We start from the raw sequence: 16,953 nt of genomic DNA, 5'->3' as shown, positions 1-16,953 counted from the left end.
CCCACGCGCAGGGTGTTCAGGGCACGTGTGCAAGCCGGGCTGCCAGCGCCCAGGGTTTGAAAACTGCGAGACCGCCCTCAGGTTTTGAGCAGGTCTCTGGCGCGGCGGGCAAATTCGTTGGTGTAGAGCCGCGCCAGCTCCATGCGTTCGGGCTGGATCGAGGCATCCACCACGGCCAGGGCGCGCAAGGCCGTGCGAGGCCCGTCGTCCGGCAGCAGGCCATCGGGCGAAATCGCCTCGCGCATCTTGCCGAAGGCCGCCAGGTACAGCGCCCGGTCCCCCAGCTGATAGCTTTCAGGCACGGCCTGCAGCAGGTCAGAGGGGCCCGCTGTCTGCAGCCACTTGAGGGCCCGCACGATGGCATTGGTCATGGCCTGCACGGTGCGCGGGTTCTTCTGAATGAAGGCAGATGCAGCAAACAGGCAGCCCGCCGGCATGGGGCCACCAAACACCTCGGCACTGCCGCGCAGGGTGCGGGTGTCAGCCACCACGCGCACCTCGTTCTTCTGCGCCAGCATGGTCATCACCGGGTCCACGCTGCTCAGCGCATCGATGCTGCCGGAGCGCAGGGCCGTGAGCGCGGTGTTGCCCACGCCCACCGCCACGGTGTTGATGTCTTGCATGGCCAGGCCCGCGCGCGCCAGCAACAGGCGGCAGACCGTGTCGGTGGACGAGCCCGGTGCCGACACCCCGATGCGGCGCCCGCGCAGGCTGGCCAGGCCCTTGTAGCCCGGCAGCGTGCGGTGCGACACCCCCACCACCACCTGCGGGGCCCGCCCCTGCAGCACGAAGGCCTTGACGGGCATGCCACGGCTCTGCAAACGCAGGGTGTGCTCGAAAGCCCCCGAGCAGACGTCAGCCCCGCCATCGACAAAGGCCTGCAAGGCCCGGGCGCCGCCTTGAAAGTCCAGAATCTGCACGTCCAGGCCTTCGGCCTTGAAGTAGCCCAGTTGTTCGGCAATGGTCAGCGGCAGGTAATAAAACGTGGCCTTGCCACCCACCGCGATCGACACGGTGCTGCGCTCCAGCGGCGCCTGGGCCCGGACCACAGGGGCCACCAGAGAGGTGGCAGCCAGCGTGAGCACACCGCCGAACACGCGGCGATTCAGCACCAGGGGCGGCCTCATCCGGAAAACTCCTCAAGGGGCTGGGGACGATTGAACATGCAACGAGATGAAAAAAATACCCGCATCGGAATCACGCCGTGCGGGTCGGGGGAACAGTGTGCCATCTGCCTGTGTCAGGACCATTGCAAGGCGGCGCACCGAGTGCCGCCACGCCACCACCTTCAGTGGTAACCGATGAACAGGATCACCAAGTTCAACAGCATCCCCACCGCCCAGGCGGCACTGCGGGCACTGGACAGGCCCCCGACGTACATGGTGATGTAGAGGACGCGGGTCAGCACATACAGAAAGGCCAGGATGTCGAGCAAGGTCTGTGCCGCGCCAAGCTGGTGCGCAATGATGACTGCGGCCATGAAAAACGGCAGACCTTCAAAGCTGTTGGCCTGGGCCGCATTGGCGCGCGCCCGCCAGTCGGTCTGCCGGGCCATCCATTGGCGGGGGTGGTCGTTGTCATAGCCCCCCTGGTTGCGGGGCTTGCCCAGCAAGCCCGACTTGGCGATGCCGGCACACACATAGGGCAGCAAGGCGGCCGCCAGCAGGCACCAGTAGGCGACCGTGAAACGGACAAAATGAAGAGTGTTCATGACAGAAATCTGATCTTGCGCGGCAGCCCCGTGGCCTCACGGGCCCCTCACTGCAGCCCGGCCCGGACATGGCCCGGGCGCGCCGTGGCGGGTATGAAACAAGCCCGCCATTACATCACGGGCCGGTGCGCCAAGCCGCCAGAAAGGACGCAATGGCGACCCCTGAACCAAGCGTCAACGGCGATCCGCCAGCGCATGGGCGATGGTGCCCAGGTCCACGTACTCCAGCTCGCTGCCCACCGGCACGCCACGGGCCAGGCGCGTCACCCGCAGCCCGCGCGAACGCAAGCCCTCGCCGACCACATGGGCTGTGGCCTCGCCTTCGGCCGTGAAATTGGTGGCCAGGATCACCTCCTGCACCACGCCATCGCAGGCACGCTGAAACAGCAGATCGATGCCGATCTCATGGGGCCCGATACCGTCCAGCGGGCTGATGCGCCCCAGCAGCACGAAATAAAGGCCTTTGTAGGCGCCCGTGCGCTCCAGCGCGGCCTGATCGGCCGGTGACTCGACCACGCACAGTCGCGTGGCATCGCGCGCCGGGTCCAGGCAGGTGGCACACACCGGCTGCTGCGTGAACGTGTGGCAACGCTCGCAGTGGCGCATGCTGGCACTGGCATCCAACAGCGCATGGGCCAGCAACTGGGCGCCTTCGCGGTCGTTCTGCAACAGGTGGTAGGCCATGCGCGAGGCCGACTTGACGCCCACCCCCGGTAGGCGCCGCAGCGCCAGCACCAAGGCGTCCAGCGAGTGGGTGTCCGAGCTCATGGCCGAAGCGCCGCACAGCGGCCCAGCGAAGACAAGGCGACGGGTCTCAGAACGGGAACTTCATGCCACCCGGCAGGCCAGGCATGCCGGCCGTGAGCTTGGACATCTTCTGCTCCGAGGTCTCCTCGGCCTTGCGCACGGCGGCATTGAAAGCAGCCGCCACCAGGTCTTCGAGCATGTCCTTGTCGTCGGCCAGCAGGCTGGGGTCGATGGTCACGCGCTTGACGTCGTGCTTGCAGGTCATCAGCACCTTCACGAGGCCGGCGCCCGATTCACCCTCGACCTCGATGAAGGCCAGCTCTTCCTGAGCCTTCTTGAGGTTGTCCTGCATGGCCTGGGCCTGCTTCATGAGGCCAGCGAGTTGTCCCTTGTTGAACATGATCGGAAGTCTTTCTAGGAGAAGTGATTGAAGAAACGAACGGAAAAATTCAAGGCCTCGGCACCCATCGGCCCACTCAGGCCGACTTGATGCTGCCGGGCACGATTTTCGCGCCAAAGTCGCGCATGACCGACTGCACAAAAGGATCGCCCAGGATGATCTCCTCGGCCAGCTTCTGCCGCGCCGCAGCGGCCGCCGCATTGCGCCGCGCCGGGCTGTCGATCACCACACCCAGCTCGACCGTGATCTGGCTGGCCAAGCCGGCCTGCTGCAAGGCCTGACGCAGACGCTCGCGGCTGTTGGGCTGGTTGAGCGATTCGCGCTCGACGCGCAGCATCCAGTGTTGACCATCGCGCGCCACCAGCTGCGACTGCAGCGCCAGCTCGCGCACCAGGGCGGTGATGGCCTCGGCGGCCGCCAACTGCTGCACCGTGGCATGCCAGAACTCACCGTCTTCGGTGGGGGTAAAGGTGGGGGCCACGCGAGAGGCCGCATGCACGTCGTAACGCGGCTGCGTGCGCTCGCCAGGCTCGGGCTGCACGCGCACCGGCACGGCCACCAGATCAGGGGCAGGCCCACCACCCGCCACGCCACCGGAGGGCGTGTCGCCGGGCTCGCGCACCGGCAGTGAAGCGCCACGGGTCGGGGCCGGGGTGACGGCCACCGAGCCATCGTCGGGCCACTCATCGGCCCAAGGCGGCGGCCCGCCGGCATCGCCGTCATCGGCAGACTCGCTCCAACGGCCATCCTGGGCCGGGGGCTCAGGGCTCGGCGCTGGCGCTGCGGCTGGCGCGGGGGGGGGCACCGGGGCAACAGAGGCTGCAGGGGTGGCAGGGACAGCAGGCGTGGCAGACACCGGCGGCACGCTCACCGGGGCCGGGCTGGGCAAGGACAGGGCCTCAGGCACAGCCGTGCGAACGACGGGCTCGGACAATGAAGCCAGGGGGCTGGCACGCACCGGGGCGGGCGGTGGTGCCGAAACAGTCGCCGTGAAAGGTGCGGAAACGGGGGCAGCAACGGGGCCAGAAAGGGGGGCGGAAACCGGTGACGAAGCAGGCTTGGAAGCCACCGCGGCGGGCGCCTGAGCCACTGCCGCAGCGGGCTCAGGGGCGGCCGACGCTGGTTTCAGAGTTTTTTTTTCAGCCAACCCGTTTTCGCTGCGCGGGTGGCCCGACTTGAAGGCCAGCAAACGCAGCAGCACCATGGTCAGAGCCGCGTACTCATCGGGGGCCAGACCCAGCTCGGCGCGGCCGTGCAGGCACATGCTGTAGAGCAGCTGGGTTTCATCGGCCGGCAGCAGCTCGGCCAGGCGCGCGATCTCGCCCGCCTCGGGGTCGGTCGGGTCCAGGGCGGCAGCCATCTGCGGCACGGCCTGGAACACGGCCATGCGCTGCAACACAGCGCTCATCTCTTCGAGGGTGGACGCGGCCGACAGGCCATTCAGGCGCAGGGCGTCGGTGGTCTCGACCACGCTGCGCCCGTCCCCTGCCGCCAGGGCTGCAATCACGCGGAACACGTGGCTGCGGTCCACACTGCCCAGCATCTGGCGCACGCCGGCTTCGTGCAATTCACCACTGCCGAAGGCGATGGCCTGGTCCGTCAAGGACAGCGCGTCGCGCATCGAGCCCCGGGCGGCACGGGCCAGCAGGCGCAAGGCTCCTTCTTCAGCGGGCACCGACTCCAGCGCCAGCACCCGGGTCAGGTGCTCCAGCACCGTCTCGGGTGCCATCGGCCGCAGGTTGAACTGCAGGCAACGCGACAGCACGGTGACGGGCACCTTCTGCGGATCGGTGGTGGCCAGCACGAACTTCAGGTACTCGGGCGGCTCTTCGAGGGTCTTCAACATCGCGTTGAACGCGGTGTTGGTCAGCATGTGCACCTCGTCGATCATGAAGACCTTGAAGCGCCCCTGCACCGGCTTGTAGACCGCCTGCTCCAACAGCGACTGGACCTCGTCCACGCCCCGGTTGGAGGCGGCATCCAGCTCGGTGTAATCGACAAAACGACCGCTGTCGATGTCGGTACAGGCCTGGCACACCCCGCAAGGCGTGTTGGTGATGCCACCCTGCCCATCGGGGCCCACGCAATTGAGCGACTTGGCCAAAATGCGCGACACCGTGGTCTTGCCCACGCCGCGGGTGCCTGTGAACAGGTAGGCGTGGTGCAGGCGCTGGGTCTGCAAGGCATTGCCCAGGGCTTGAACCACGTGCTCTTGCCCCACCATTTCCGTGAAATTGCGGGGGCGGTACTTTCGGGCGAGCACAAGATAGGACATGGGGGGTGATTCTATGTGCCCCGGCCAGCCGCTCGGCACCAGCCTCTTCACATTGGCTTCAGGCCCCGGTCTCAAAATAACCCTTTTTGAAGCGAGGGAGTTCCTCCATGCGTTCCTTGACCCCCCGAAACCGGTACGGCCTGCCCAGCCTGGCCCTGCACTGGTTCATGGCTTTGCTGCTGGTCGCCTTGGTGATCTGCGTCGAATTGCACGAACTGTTCCCCAAGGGCGACCCGATACGCGCCGGGCTGGTGGCCTGGCATTTCCGCCTCGGCCTGGCCGTGTTCGTGCTGGTGTGGCTGCGTCTGGTGCTGCGCTGGGTCGACCGCACACCGGCCATCACCCCAACCCCGCCGCGCTGGCAGACCGGCCTGAGCCACGCGGTGCAAGGCCTGCTCTACCTGCTGATGATCGCCATGCCCCTGCTGGGCTGGGCCCTGCTCAGCGCCAAGGGCCGCGCCATCCCCTTCTTCTGGGGCATTGAACTGCCCCCCCTGGTGGGCCCCGACAAAGCCCTGGCCCACAACCTGATGGAGCTGCACGAAACCGGCGCCACCCTCGGCTATGTGCTCGTCGGCCTGCACACCGCCGCTGCGCTGGTGCACCACTACCTGGTGCGCGACAACACCTTGATGCGCATGCTGCCCTGGCAACGCACAGCCCGACATTGACGCAGCTTTGAGCCGCAGCAGCCCGGAACGCCCCTCGCCATCGCATATACTTGCCGCTGACGGGCCTCCCCGCATGGTGAAGCGGCCAACCGGGTCAGGTGGGGAACCAAGCAGCCCTAACTGTGGAGCCAGTGCCGGGGGTAAGGCTCGTCAACTTCTTCTTTCAAATCGTTTGCAATCAACAGCTTGCAGCTGGTTGATCCTCAAAGCGGGCGATTTGTACAACATGGGTGTCACACGTAACCTTCAAACAGGTGCGCTGTGGCTTCAAAACTCACTGGTTTGTTTCGACGCGGTAATTGCTACTAGCTGCGTGTCGTTCTGCCTGCTGATCACCCCCTTCATTCAAGCGTCTTTCGCGGCTGCTGACTCAAGTCATTGGGGGCTTGCTCATTCCCCCCATGCCTCCCCAAACGCCTGCGCCTGTTCAAGCACCAGCTCCACGGCGGCCTCTTGCAAATCCGGCGGGTATTTGTACTTGCGCAGAATGCGCTTGACCATCAGACGCAGCTTGGCCCGCACGCTTTCACGCTGTGACCAGTCCACGGTCAGGTTCTGACGCAGGTTTTCGGTCAGTTCATGGGCGATCTTCTTGAGCGTTTCGTCGGTCAGTTCTTTGACGGCAGATTCGTTGTTCGCCAGGGCATCGTAGAACTTCACCTCGTCGTCTGACAAACCCAGTTGCTCACCCCGGGTCGCCTGTTCGCGGAACTTTTTGGCCATCTCGACCAGCTCTTCCATCACCTGCGCGGTTTCGATGGAACGGTTCTGATACCGCTTGATCACGTTGCCCAGCATCTCCGAGAACTTCTTCTCCTGCACCACGTTGCTGCCGAAGCGGCTTTTGATCTCGCCTTCGAGCAGGCGCTCCAACAGCTCCACCGCCAGGTTCTTCTCGGGCAGGTTCTTCACCTGGGCCAGGAACTCGTCGTCCAACAAGCCGATATTGGGCTTGTCCAGGCCCACGGCGTCAAAGATGTCCACCACCTGGTCTGACACCACGGCGTTGCTGATGATCTGGCGGATGGCAGCGTCACGCTGCTCGTCGGTTCGCTTTTGGGCGGTGATGTCGCGCTTGGTCAGGATCACCTTCACGGCCTGCATGAAGGCGACCTCTTCGCGCACCCGCTTGGCCTCGTCCAGAGTGCAGCACAGCGAGAAGGCCTGGCTCAGTGCCAGGGTGGCATCGGCAAAGCGGCGCTTGCCGTCCTTGCCGGCTTCTTCTTTGAGGCCCAGAACGTGGTTGGCGGCGCGGGCCAGGGTCTGGTGGCCCCCGGTCAGGAAATCGCTGTAATCGCAGCCATGTAGCATGGCCCGCAGCACGTCGAGCTTTTCCATCAGCACGCTGTAGGCCTCATGGGCGTCCACCGTGGGGCTGCCCCGACCCTTGCTGGCGGTGTACTCGCGCATGGCGGCTTTCAGCTCGTTGCCGATGCCGATGTAGTCCACCACCAGGCCGCCTTGCTTGCCCTTGAACACCCGGTTGACCCGGGCAATGGCCTGCATCAGGTTGTGGCCGCGCATGGGTTTGTCCACGTACAGGGTGTGGACGCAGGGGGCATCAAAGCCGGTCAGCCACATGTCGCGCACGATCACCAGGCGCAGCGGGTCTTGCGGGTCTTTGAAGCGCTTTTCCAGCCGCTTCTTGACCCGACCATCGTAGATGTGCGGACGCAACAAGGCCTTGTCGCTGGCCGAACCGGTCATCACGATCTTGATGGCGCCCTTCTCGGGGTCGTCGTCGTGCCAGTCGGGCCGCAGCTTGATGATCTCGTTGTAGAGGTGAACACAGATCTCGCGGCTCATGGCCACGACCATGGCCTTGCCGGTCTGGGCCTGATTGCGCTCCTCGAAGTGCTGCACCAGATCCGCAGCCACGCTGGCCACACGGGGCTCGGCGCCCACGATCTTCTCCAGGGCCGCCCAGCGGCTTTTAAGCTTGGCCTGGGTGCTTTCTTCTTCGTCTTCGGCCAGTTCGTCCACCTCGTCATCGATGGCTGGCAACTCGTCTTCTTTGAGACGCAGCTTGGCCAAGCGCGACTCGTAGTAGATGGCCACGGTGGCGCCATCTTCCTTGGCCTGCTGCATGTCGTAGACGTGGATGTAGTCACCGAACACGGCCCGGGTGTCGTGATCCGCACTGCTGACCGGCGTGCCGGTGAAGCCTACAAAGGTGGCATTGGGCAGTGCATCGCGCAGGTGCTGTGCGTAGCCCGCCTGGTAGCGCGTCACCTCATACTTGCCGGGGTCCAATTCGGCGTGCAGAGCGGCCGGAACGCCATCTCCGGTGGCCAAGCCTGCCGAGCGCTTTTTGATGGTCTTGAGCTTGGCTTCAAAGCCGTACTGGGTGCGGTGGGCTTCGTCGGCAATCACCACAATGTTGCTGCGCTCCGACAGCACCGGGAAGGTGTCTTCACCCTCGCCCGGCATGAACTTCTGGATGGTGGCGAAGATGATGCCGCCCGAAGGGCGGTTGCCCAGCTTGGCCCGCAAGTCAGGCCGCGTGAGGGCCTGCACCGGCTGCTCACGCAACAGGTCTTGCGCCAGGCTGAACACGCCGAAGAGCTGGCCGTCCAGGTCATTGCGGTCGGTGATCACCACGATGGTCGGGTTCTCCATGGCCGGCTCTTGCATCACCCGCGCAGCAAAGCAGGTCATGGTGATGCTCTTGCCGCTGCCCTGGGTGTGCCACACCACGCCACCCTTGCGCGAGGCCCCGGGGCGCGATGCCGTCACCACCTGCTGGATGGCCGCACGCACGGCATGGAACTGGTGGTAGCCCGCGATCTTCTTGACCAGGGTGCCGTCATCCTCAAACAGCACAAAGAAGCGGATGTAGTCCAGCAGGTACTGGGGGGCCAGCACACCGCGCACCAGCGTCTGCAACTCCTGGAAGGTGCCCAGCGGGTCCAGCGTCACGCCGTCGATGGTGCGCCAAGCCATGAAGCGCTCGGCATCGGCCGAGAGCGAGCCCATCAGGGCCTCGGTGCCGTCCGAGATGACCAGCACCTCGTTGTACTGAAAGACGTCGGGGATCTGCTCTTTGTAGGTCTGGATCTGGTCAAAGGCCTTCCAGATATTGGCATTCTCGTCGGCAGGGTTCTTCAGCTCCAGCAAGACCAGGGGCAGGCCGTTGACGAACAGGATGATGTCGGGGCGCCGGGTCTTGTGGGCACCCTTGATCGTGAACTGGTTGACCGCCCACCACTCGTTCTTCTCAGGCTGTGCCCAATCGACCAAGCGCACAAAGTCGCCGCGGGTCTCGCCGTCCTTCTGGTACTGCACCGGCACGCCGCCCACCAAGAGCTTGTGGAAGGCACGGTTGGCCGACAGCAAGGCGGGGATACCCAAGTCTTGCACCTGCTTCAGGGCATCTTCACGGGCAGCAGCAGGGATGCCAGGGTTCAGGCGGGCAATGGCATCGCGCAGGCGGAAAGGCAGCAAGACCTGGCGGTAGTCGGCCCGCTCGGGCGAGGAGCCGTCAAAGGCGATATCGGGGCCGTAGCGGCGGGTGTAGCCCGCGTCTTGCAGCCAGGCCAGCGTTTCTTGTTCGAGTTGGTCTTCGGTCATGCCCCTCCCTGATGTGTATAGAAATGCGGCCTTTTTTAGACATCTCACTGTTGGCGCGCATACATTTCGGCGTTTTCTTGCTACGTGCCCGTCGAGTCACCAAAGCGTTTAACAAAGTGTTTAACAGAAATCGTAGCAACTCATTGATTTCAATGAGCTTTCCTCAAACACCAGGTCAGAAATAAGGTTTGCTAAACGCTCATCGCAAGGTGTAGAAAGGCTTTCCCCTCACCACTTGCTTGACCAGGAAACCGTCGTCGCTGCTCCACTTTTTCAGATAGCGAGAAGCCTCAACAGATGCTGAAGGCGACTCCCCCAGGCCAAGGAGATCCCGCAACTGAGCGTTGTCGATGCGTTGGTGATCAGCCAAATAGACTTTCACCATCTCGGCGTACCTGACTGGGTTCAGCCCTCGTGTGCGGGTGTAGGCAGCTTTACCCTTCAATGTCTTGGCCACCCCTTTGGCCAGGTGATACGTGGCTGCAGCGGTATGGCCTTTGCGCTCCAACAAGTCGAGAGGTGGTTGGCACATGGCCTCCACAACCTGCTTGGCTTCGTCCTTTTGCAACTGCAAAACTTCAGCGACCTCTGCCACATCAATGAATGACTGGCCCATCAAGGTGTCTAGGACCAGAAGGTGGTCCAGCGACACTTCGGCACCTTGGGCGTCCAGCCGCGCCACCAACTGCACCAACTCATCATGGGTCTCGCGGTTGAACATGCGCAGGGTGACCGAGAAGCCATCCGTCTGGTAGAGCGGGCGACGCTTGCCATAGATCAGGGCAGATCGGAAGATGCGCCGCCGGCCCACCCCAGACGATTCAACCAACCTCAGCTTGACCAAGGCGTTCGCCAGAGTTCGATTCCGAGGCACAGCTTCGTGTCGCAGGATATTTTCAGGCGTGATGCCCGCCACAAAGCCACCCGGGCTGGTCACAACCAATTCTTTGGCGGAATGCCGGATGAGAATTTCGCCTGGGTTCAGATAGTCACGGTGTGTCAGTGCATTCAACACGGCCTCACGCACCCCCTCCACAGGAAACTGTGGAATGCGCACCTTGAACAAGCCGAGTTCCACCTCTCGCTCGGGGTTCAGCGGCCCAACAAACACCTGTTCCATGCGCTCGACAGCCTCCAGCAAAGGCAAACGGTCGATGTCATTTCGGGCCACCGTGGTCTCGCTGTCGTGCAGGACATAGTGAAACTGTGCTTGGGGACAATGTGCGGCCAGCACTTCACGCCTGGCAAACAACAACATGCCAGTGTGGGTGACACGCCCGTCCCGCATGGCCTCCAAGCCCTGCAGAAAGCTGGCTTCAGGCAACTCCAACAGACCTGAAGACGGCGCCTTGGTTCGCAAAATCTGCCGTGCGCGCTCGATTTGCAGGGGATCTAGATCCTGTAGCGTCAACCCCTGGGCGACCGCACCACTCCAATCCAAGGCTGCTGTCCTTACCTGCGCATGCTGAAACGCGCTGGGGTCCAAAGGCATGCAGTTTTTACTGATCCGCTGTTTGAACAGCCCTGCCGCGGTGCCATAGGGCTTGTGCAGCCCCTCAGCCACGCGCATCACAAGCAAGTTGCCCGTGCCTTCTGGCACCTGCAACTCGAACACCTCGGCGTCGATCCCTGGCGAAGTCCCGTCGTAGATACCCCGTCGAAACACATCCAGATCGTGCCCCTTGCATCCCTGAATGGCCTGGGCTCGACCTTTCACTTTGTCAGCGACGCCAAAGACCACCACACCGCCGCCGGCGTTGGAGAAACACACTGCGTACTCACAGGCCACCTTGAGATCTTCTTTTGGCCCCAGCGAGGGCTTGAAATCAAGGTACTGCCCCTCCAGGTCGTCGGCAATGTGGTGATCCAACTGATCCAGGATCTGAATGATCTCGGTGGCCTCAGGAATGCTCATGAGAGAGCCTCAGCAAGTTGTGACTCTGCATCTGGGAGACGCAGTTGGCCGGATATGAGGCGCGGGAGTAGTGTGTCGCGTAGGGTGACTAAGGATTGGGCTTGACGCTGATTCTCAAAGATTCTTGCGTGTATCGGCCTGATCGTCAAATCGAAATGCTCCACCAATTTCCCTGAAGGGATTGCAATGAGTTCGCGCTTCATGTCGGCAACAGTCACGTGACCAAGGCCCGTAGTCTGCTTATTGCGCGCCAACTCGGTGAAAACAGGTTTCAAATGACGGAGCATCTGCAGTACAAATGTGCGCTCGTGATCTACATGCGGCAATACTCGGAAGATGTGCTGATTCAACCAAGCTGGTTCAAACGTCCAAACAAAAGTATCAATGGATGTATCCGGATTACCAGACCATGAAAATAAAATATCGCCAGTCTCAATGAGGTACTTTCTCGGCATTTCCACATCCGAATATGCCGTTTGCGACGTAATCCCTGACTTGAGTTCAACAATCTTAATGATTGGTCGCCCCCTTTGCTCGGCGTTTGGCTCAAATACTTTGTACGCCGCACCATTAATGAAGGTTGCCAAGTCGTAAATAGGAGAAGTAGTCCATCCCTCTGGCACCAACCCCAACTCCGACGCTTCAAACCCATCAGGAAACAAGGCCGCCGTGGCCTCATCCATGCCTTCGGGCATGCGGCCTTCCATCTTGGCGCGCACGGGGTCGAAATCGACAAACCAGGACTTGAACAGGGCCTGGGCGATGGCTTCGAGGGTGGTGTTGGTTTCGCGCAGGAGGGTGATACGGTCGTCGATAGCTACCAATACAGAAGCTCGCATGCGCTGATCCTGAAGATTTGGTAACGGTATCTTCAACTCAGCGAGGTCACCACCCGTTATACCGGAAACAGCTACCTGTCGCAAAATAGTACCCATAAGCTCTCGACCTTGAGGCGAAGCGAAAAAGTAGTACAGGTAGTCACTATCAACGAGGCTTGGATTGGGACGAGCCCGAATAATCGAACTTTCGAAGGTAGTTGCCTCCACTATCTCTTTGACTATGCTGCATTTACCCGCACCTTCAGCTACAAGAGAGCGCCTAGCGAACAGTAAGTCATTTTCTTTCAGACTTGCCTTTCGCAGTTCAGCATCGGTCAGCTCGAGTCTTTTCATCGAAACATTGCGAAGCCTGGGATGACCAAAAAGCTCGCCCATGTTCACAATTTTTATTCCGCGACCGTGATGCTCTTTGGGTTTGTATACGCCGTTTCGCAATGGTTCAGATAGAAGGTCAGCAAAACGATGAAGCGTGACCAACTCAGAACTCATACCCCAGCCCCCCCAACTTCACCCGAATCAGCGCATCCAGTTCTGATCCCTTGGCCATCTGCTCACCAAGCTTCTCGGTCAGCTTACGCATCTTCTCGCCAAAGGCTTCGTCGTCGTCCTCCACCTCTTCAGCGCCCACATAACGCCCAGGCGTCAGCACATGGCCATGCTGGGCAATCTCCGCCAAGGGCACGCTGCGGCAGAAGCCTTTGACATCTTCATAGGGGCCTGCACCCGCCTCACCGCGCCAGGCGGCTACAACGCCTTCAATGCGCGCAATGACCTCATCGGTCAGCTCGGCCTGCACGCGGCTGATCATGCTGGCCTGCTTGCGGGCGTCGATGAACAGCACCTCGCCCTTGCGGGTGGTCTTTTGCTTAGCCAAAAACCACAGGCAGGCGGGGATCTGGGTGTTGAAGAACAACTGGCCTGGCAAGGCCACCATGATCTCAACGACGTCGGCATCGACCATGGCAGCGCGGATCACACCCTCGTTGTTCTGGCTGGAACTCATCGAGCCATTGGCCAGCACAATGCCGGCACGGCCTGTGGGCTTGAGGTGGTACAGCATGTGCTGCAGCCAGGCGTAGTTGGCGTTGCCTTGGGGTGGATCGCCGTACTCCCAGCGTGGATCACCCTCCAGGCTGCCATGCCACCAGTCGCTGATGTTGAAGGGCGGGTTGGCCAGGATGTAGTCGGCCCGCAGATCGGGATGCTGGTTGCGGGTGAACGTGTCGGCAGGTTCGCGACCCAGCTTGTAGTCGATGCCACGGATGGCCAGGTTCATGGCGGCCAGGCGCCAGGTGGTGGGGTTGGCCTCTTGGCCATAGATGCTCACATCGCCCAGCTTGCCGCCGTGGGCCTCGATGAATTTCTCTGACTGCACAAACATGCCGCCCGAGCCACAGCAGGGGTCGTACACCTTGCCTTCATGCGGGGCCAGAATGGCGACCAGGGTTTTGACAATGGAGGCCGGCGTGTAGAACTGCCCGCCCCGCTTGCCCTCGGCGCTGGCGAACATGCCCAGAAAGTATTCGTACACCTGGCCCAGCACATCACGAGCGGTGATGGCGTTCTCGCCAAAGCCGATGGTGGACACCAGGTCCACCAGCTCACCGAGCTTGCCGTCAGGCAATTGGGCGCGGGCGTAGCGCTTGTCCAGAATGCCCTTGAGCTTGGGGTTTTCGGCCTCGATCAGGGTCAGGGCATCGTCAATGCGCTTGCCAATGTCGGTCAGCTTGGCGGCGTTGCGCAGGGCCTCCCAACGCGCCTCGGCGGGCACCCAGAAGACATTGACCTCCTTGTAGTAGTCGCGGTCTTCCAGCTCAGCCTCGATGTCGGCCGGGTCGGCATCGCCGTAGAAGTATTCGTCGTCGGGGTCGGTCAGGCGGGTGGTCAGCTCGGCGCGGCGGGCTGCGAAGGTGTCCGAGATGTATTTGACGAAGATGAGGCCCAGCACCAGGTGCTTGTATTCGGCTGCATCGATGTTGGCCCGCAGCTTGTCGGCGGTGGCCCAGAGGGTCTTCTTGATGTCTTCCAGCATGAGGGCGTCGCCAGAGGTGCCTGACCAGGTGGATCAGCACGCTCCCTGCAATCTTGGGGGTCGTTGATGTAGGCCGATGGTACACAGCTTTAAAGGGCCCTATCGAGGGCTCTGCCCGAGCCGAAACCCCAGTTTGGGGCGCCCAAACTCCCATCGCGAGATAAGCACTGCCGACCCTGAAACAGGGGCTGCGCACCGCCATGTTTGACGGTGCGTTCAACCTCGATGAAGAAGCCCGACGATGAGTCGCCAGCCTGCTTCCGCCCCCTGACCCAATTCATGTGCGAGCGAATGGCCACCCCAGGCCTTCGCAGCGGCGCCACGGCCCGGCACAGCACCCTCCTAGGCCCCGCACCCTCGTCTCACCCCTTCAACCGCCGCTCCAGCGCCTCGCGCCCGGCGGGGTTGGTCATCAGCACCAGGGTATTGCCAGGCTTCAGCTGGTGGGATTCATCGGGGTTGAAGACCCAGACGCCACCCGCATGAACGGCCAGCACCACATAGTCGCGTGCGCGGGGCACGGCCTCGCTCAGGGCACAAGGCGCCAAGTGGGCCGGCAGCACCAGTTCCTCCATCCGCATGGCCTCGTCGCTGTGCAGCATCTGGTCCATGAAATTGACCACATGCGGCCTCACCATGGCCGATGCGATGCGCATGCCCCCGGTGAAGTCGGGTGACACGATCTCGTCGGCGCCGGCGCGGCGGGCCTTTTTTTCATTGCGGATGTCGTGCAGGCGCACCACCACGCGCGCCGCCGGGTTGATCAGCTTGACCGACAGCGACACCATCAGGTTGTGGCTGTCGTCGCCCGTGACCGCGAACACCCCCGCCGCGCGGCTGAGGCCGGCACGCAGCAGGGCTTCGTCGTCCGCAGCATCCTCGTGCAGGTACAAAGCATCCGGGTGGTGCTCCAGCCACTCGTCAAGCACCTGGCGGTTGGTTTCCACCACCACGTAACGGCGCCGGGTCAGGTCCAGCTCGTCGGCCACATTGGAGCCCACGCGCCCGATGCCGCACACGATGTAATGACCGCTGAGCCGGTCCAATTCCTTCTGCATCCGCCTTCTCCTGATGGCCGCATTGAGGTCGTAGTCCACCAGCAAGGCCACCATGGTGGAGAACAGGTAACTCATGGTGCCGATGCCCACCACGGCAATCAACACGGTGAACAACCGCCCCATGGGGTGGTTGGAAAGATCGACCGTCTCGCCATAGCCGATGGTGGCGATGGTGATGAAGGTCATGTAGAAGCTGTCGATCCAGGTGGCCGTGGGCCGCCCGATGTAGTGGTAGCCCAGCGTGCCGGCCAGTTGGATCAGCAGCAGCAGCAACAGACCCCGGGCCAAGCCTGAAAAATGTCTGCCGGGAAAACGTTTGGACAAAGGGGCACCCATCAAATCGGATCGGGCGGATTGTGCCACCCGCCCACCCAATCAAACCGCCTGAGCAGGACTGAAGCCTGCTCATCGGAGGCGACGAAGGGCCCCAAATCGGTTTAGAGTGCTTTGGTCTCATCGTCGATGATCCGCTTTTTCGCCCCACCGCTTCACCATGCTCTCCCTACCGTTTGACTGGCCAGCCCTGCGGTTCAAGCTTCGCCAATGGGCCCGCGAGCACGATCAGGTGGTCCCCCAGGCCGGCGAGATCAACCTGGCCCGCATGCGGATCCTGACCCCTTTGCTGTGCGGGCTCAGTGCCCTGTCCACCCTGGTGTTTGCCTTCCGATTGCTGTTGCTGGAGAGTTCGGGCGCCTCGCGCGACTGGCTGTTCGGGCTGCTCTGGGCCCACCTCGCCATGGGCTTGCTGATGCTGGTCTTCATGGGCTTGACCCACCACCTCCGGCATGACGCCCGGCGCCTGGCCGGCCGGTTGCTGCCCCTGGCCTGGCTGGTCACCGAACTGGTGTATGCCACGGTGCTGGCTTGCATCGACCAGTGGGTCACCCCCAACATCACCCCGTTTGTGCTGGGTTGCATGCTGGCCGGCCTGCTGCTGCACCTGCGGCCACGCGAATCGGCGATGCTGTTTGCCCTGGCGGCTGGGGGCTTCATGGCGGGCATCGGGCTGACCCAGGCCCAACCCGACAACCTGCTGTCCAACCGGGTCAACGGCGTGTGCGCCTGCCTGCTGGGGCTCACGCTGTCGGTGCTGCTGTGGCGCAAATTTGCCGTGATCACCCTGCAGCAGCGCGCGCTTGAAAAAGCCAACCAGGCGCTGCAGACCAAACAGCGCGAGCTCGAACGCCTGACCCGGGTCGATGGTCTGACCGCCTTGCTCAACCGCGCCACCTTCGTCGAGCTGACGCGCAACGAGCTGGCCCGGGCCCGGCGCCAGGGCACCCCCACCACCTTGCTGCTGCTGGACCTGGACCACTTCAAACAGGTCAACGACACCTGGGGCCACCCCGCCGGTGACGAGGTGCTGCGCCATGTGGCGGCCTTGTGTGCCGGCACGGTGCGCAGCACCGATCTGGTCGGGCGCCTGGGGGGCGAAGAGTTCATCATCCTGCTGCCTGCCACCCGGCCCGAGGCCGGGCGCGTGCTGGCCGAAAAGCTGCGCCTGCGCATCCAGAACACCCCGGCCCAGGTGCAGGGGCGCCCCCTGGGCATCTGCGTGAGCATTGGCCTGGCCAGCACCGCACCCGATGCGGAGGCCAGTTTTGACACCCTCTACGCGGCGGCAGACCAGGCGCTGTACCAGGCCAAACAATGGGGTCGCAACCGGGTCGTGTAAAGCCTCGGTAACAGGGGTCAACCTCGCCATTCGTCGGGCGTTATCGGTATCAGAATGCTG

The 16,953-nt window shown here is 62.8% G+C and carries 12 protein-coding genes and 1 other RNA gene; 3 read left to right on the top strand and 10 right to left on the bottom strand.

The annotated features are described in order from the left end of the window. Positions 1–77: 77 nt before the first annotated feature. From F624_RS0105565 to dnaX, 5 genes are all read right to left on the bottom strand, one after another. Positions 78–1,127 carry an ABC transporter substrate-binding protein gene (locus F624_RS0105565; protein ID WP_019573284.1) on the bottom strand — a complete coding sequence of 350 codons (1,050 nt, stop codon included), beginning with the start codon at positions 1,125–1,127 and terminating at the stop codon, positions 78–80. Between the two features lie 161 nt (positions 1,128–1,288). After that, positions 1,289–1,711 carry an MAPEG family protein gene (locus F624_RS0105560; protein WP_019573283.1) on the bottom strand — a complete coding sequence of 141 codons (423 nt, stop codon included), beginning with the start codon at positions 1,709–1,711 and terminating at the stop codon, positions 1,289–1,291. 174 nt (positions 1,712–1,885) lie between these two features. After that, positions 1,886–2,479 (bottom strand): recombination mediator RecR, encoded by a 594-nt coding sequence (gene recR, locus F624_RS0105555; RefSeq protein WP_019573282.1) that lies wholly within the window; start codon positions 2,477–2,479, stop codon positions 1,886–1,888. 46 nt (positions 2,480–2,525) lie between these two features. Further along, positions 2,526–2,858 (bottom strand): YbaB/EbfC family nucleoid-associated protein, encoded by a 333-nt coding sequence (locus tag F624_RS0105550; RefSeq protein ID WP_019573281.1) that lies wholly within the window; start codon positions 2,856–2,858, stop codon positions 2,526–2,528. Between the two features lie 76 nt (positions 2,859–2,934). Further along, complete coding sequence (gene dnaX, locus F624_RS0105545; protein WP_031254208.1) at positions 2,935–5,133, bottom strand: DNA polymerase III subunit gamma/tau; 2,199 nt, start codon at positions 5,131–5,133, stop codon at positions 2,935–2,937. A 107-nt stretch (positions 5,134–5,240) separates the two neighbouring features. On the opposite strand from dnaX, the gene F624_RS0105540 reads away from it, so the two are divergent. Further along, entirely contained in the window at positions 5,241–5,804 is a 564-nt protein-coding gene (locus F624_RS0105540; RefSeq protein ID WP_019573279.1) for a cytochrome b, read from the top strand. A 58-nt stretch (positions 5,805–5,862) separates the two neighbouring features. Next, positions 5,863–5,959: signal recognition particle sRNA small type (ffs, locus tag F624_RS33920), an RNA gene on the top strand. A gap of 235 nt (positions 5,960–6,194) precedes the next feature. Here ffs and F624_RS0105535 read toward each other — a convergent pair. From F624_RS0105535 to F624_RS0105515, 5 genes are all read right to left on the bottom strand, one after another. Further along, positions 6,195–9,374 carry a type I restriction endonuclease subunit R gene (locus F624_RS0105535; protein WP_019573278.1) on the bottom strand — a complete coding sequence of 1,060 codons (3,180 nt, stop codon included), beginning with the start codon at positions 9,372–9,374 and terminating at the stop codon, positions 6,195–6,197. A 199-nt stretch (positions 9,375–9,573) separates the two neighbouring features. Beyond that, on the bottom strand, positions 9,574–11,289 hold the full coding sequence (locus F624_RS0105530) for an RNA-binding domain-containing protein (RefSeq protein WP_019573277.1): 1,716 nt from the start codon (positions 11,287–11,289) through the stop codon (positions 9,574–9,576). After that, positions 11,286–12,617 carry a restriction endonuclease subunit S gene (locus F624_RS0105525; protein ID WP_157443330.1) on the bottom strand — a complete coding sequence of 444 codons (1,332 nt, stop codon included), beginning with the start codon at positions 12,615–12,617 and terminating at the stop codon, positions 11,286–11,288. Before F624_RS0105525 ends, F624_RS0105530 begins: the two co-directional genes overlap by 4 nt. Continuing rightward, positions 12,607–14,160 carry a class I SAM-dependent DNA methyltransferase gene (locus F624_RS0105520; protein WP_019573275.1) on the bottom strand — a complete coding sequence of 518 codons (1,554 nt, stop codon included), beginning with the start codon at positions 14,158–14,160 and terminating at the stop codon, positions 12,607–12,609. Before F624_RS0105520 ends, F624_RS0105525 begins: the two co-directional genes overlap by 11 nt. 362 nt (positions 14,161–14,522) lie before the next feature. Next, complete coding sequence (locus F624_RS0105515) at positions 14,523–15,506, bottom strand: potassium channel family protein (protein ID WP_019573274.1); 984 nt, start codon at positions 15,504–15,506, stop codon at positions 14,523–14,525. A gap of 205 nt (positions 15,507–15,711) precedes the next feature. Here F624_RS0105515 and F624_RS0105510 point away from each other — a divergent pair, with 205 nt between their 5' ends. Beyond that, complete coding sequence (locus F624_RS0105510) at positions 15,712–16,893, top strand: GGDEF domain-containing protein (RefSeq protein WP_019573273.1); 1,182 nt, start codon at positions 15,712–15,714, stop codon at positions 16,891–16,893. Positions 16,894–16,953: the final 60 nt, after the last annotated feature.

The sequence above is a fragment of the Curvibacter lanceolatus ATCC 14669 genome (assembly GCF_000381265.1).
GTDB classification, from domain to species: domain Bacteria; phylum Pseudomonadota; class Gammaproteobacteria; order Burkholderiales; family Burkholderiaceae_C; genus Curvibacter; species Curvibacter lanceolatus.
Note: the sequence above shows the minus strand (reverse complement) of the source record. Positions and strands in the feature narration are given on the sequence as shown.

Bases quoted from the DNA above. Each gene is read 5' to 3' on its own strand.
- F624_RS0105550 (WP_019573281.1), bottom strand. From the start codon at position 2,858: ATGTTCAACAAGGGACAACTCGCTGGCCTCATGAAGCAGGCCCAGGCC.
- F624_RS0105560 (WP_019573283.1), bottom strand. From the start codon at position 1,711: ATGAACACTCTTCATTTTGTCCGTTTCACGGTCGCCTACTGGTGCCTG.
- F624_RS0105520 (WP_019573275.1), bottom strand. From the start codon at position 14,160: ATGCTGGAAGACATCAAGAAGACCCTCTGGGCCACCGCCGACAAGCTG.
- recR (WP_019573282.1), bottom strand. From the start codon at position 2,479: ATGAGCTCGGACACCCACTCGCTGGACGCCTTGGTGCTGGCGCTGCGG.
- F624_RS0105535 (WP_019573278.1), bottom strand. From the start codon at position 9,374: ATGACCGAAGACCAACTCGAACAAGAAACGCTGGCCTGGCTGCAAGAC.
- F624_RS0105530 (WP_019573277.1), bottom strand. From the start codon at position 11,289: ATGAGCATTCCTGAGGCCACCGAGATCATTCAGATCCTGGATCAGTTG.
- F624_RS0105510 (WP_019573273.1), top strand. From the start codon at position 15,712: ATGCTCTCCCTACCGTTTGACTGGCCAGCCCTGCGGTTCAAGCTTCGC.
- F624_RS0105540 (WP_019573279.1), top strand. From the start codon at position 5,241: ATGCGTTCCTTGACCCCCCGAAACCGGTACGGCCTGCCCAGCCTGGCC.
- F624_RS0105525 (WP_157443330.1), bottom strand. From the start codon at position 12,617: ATGAGTTCTGAGTTGGTCACGCTTCATCGTTTTGCTGACCTTCTATCT.
- dnaX (WP_031254208.1), bottom strand. From the start codon at position 5,133: ATGTCCTATCTTGTGCTCGCCCGAAAGTACCGCCCCCGCAATTTCACG.
- F624_RS0105565 (WP_019573284.1), bottom strand. From the start codon at position 1,127: ATGAGGCCGCCCCTGGTGCTGAATCGCCGCGTGTTCGGCGGTGTGCTC.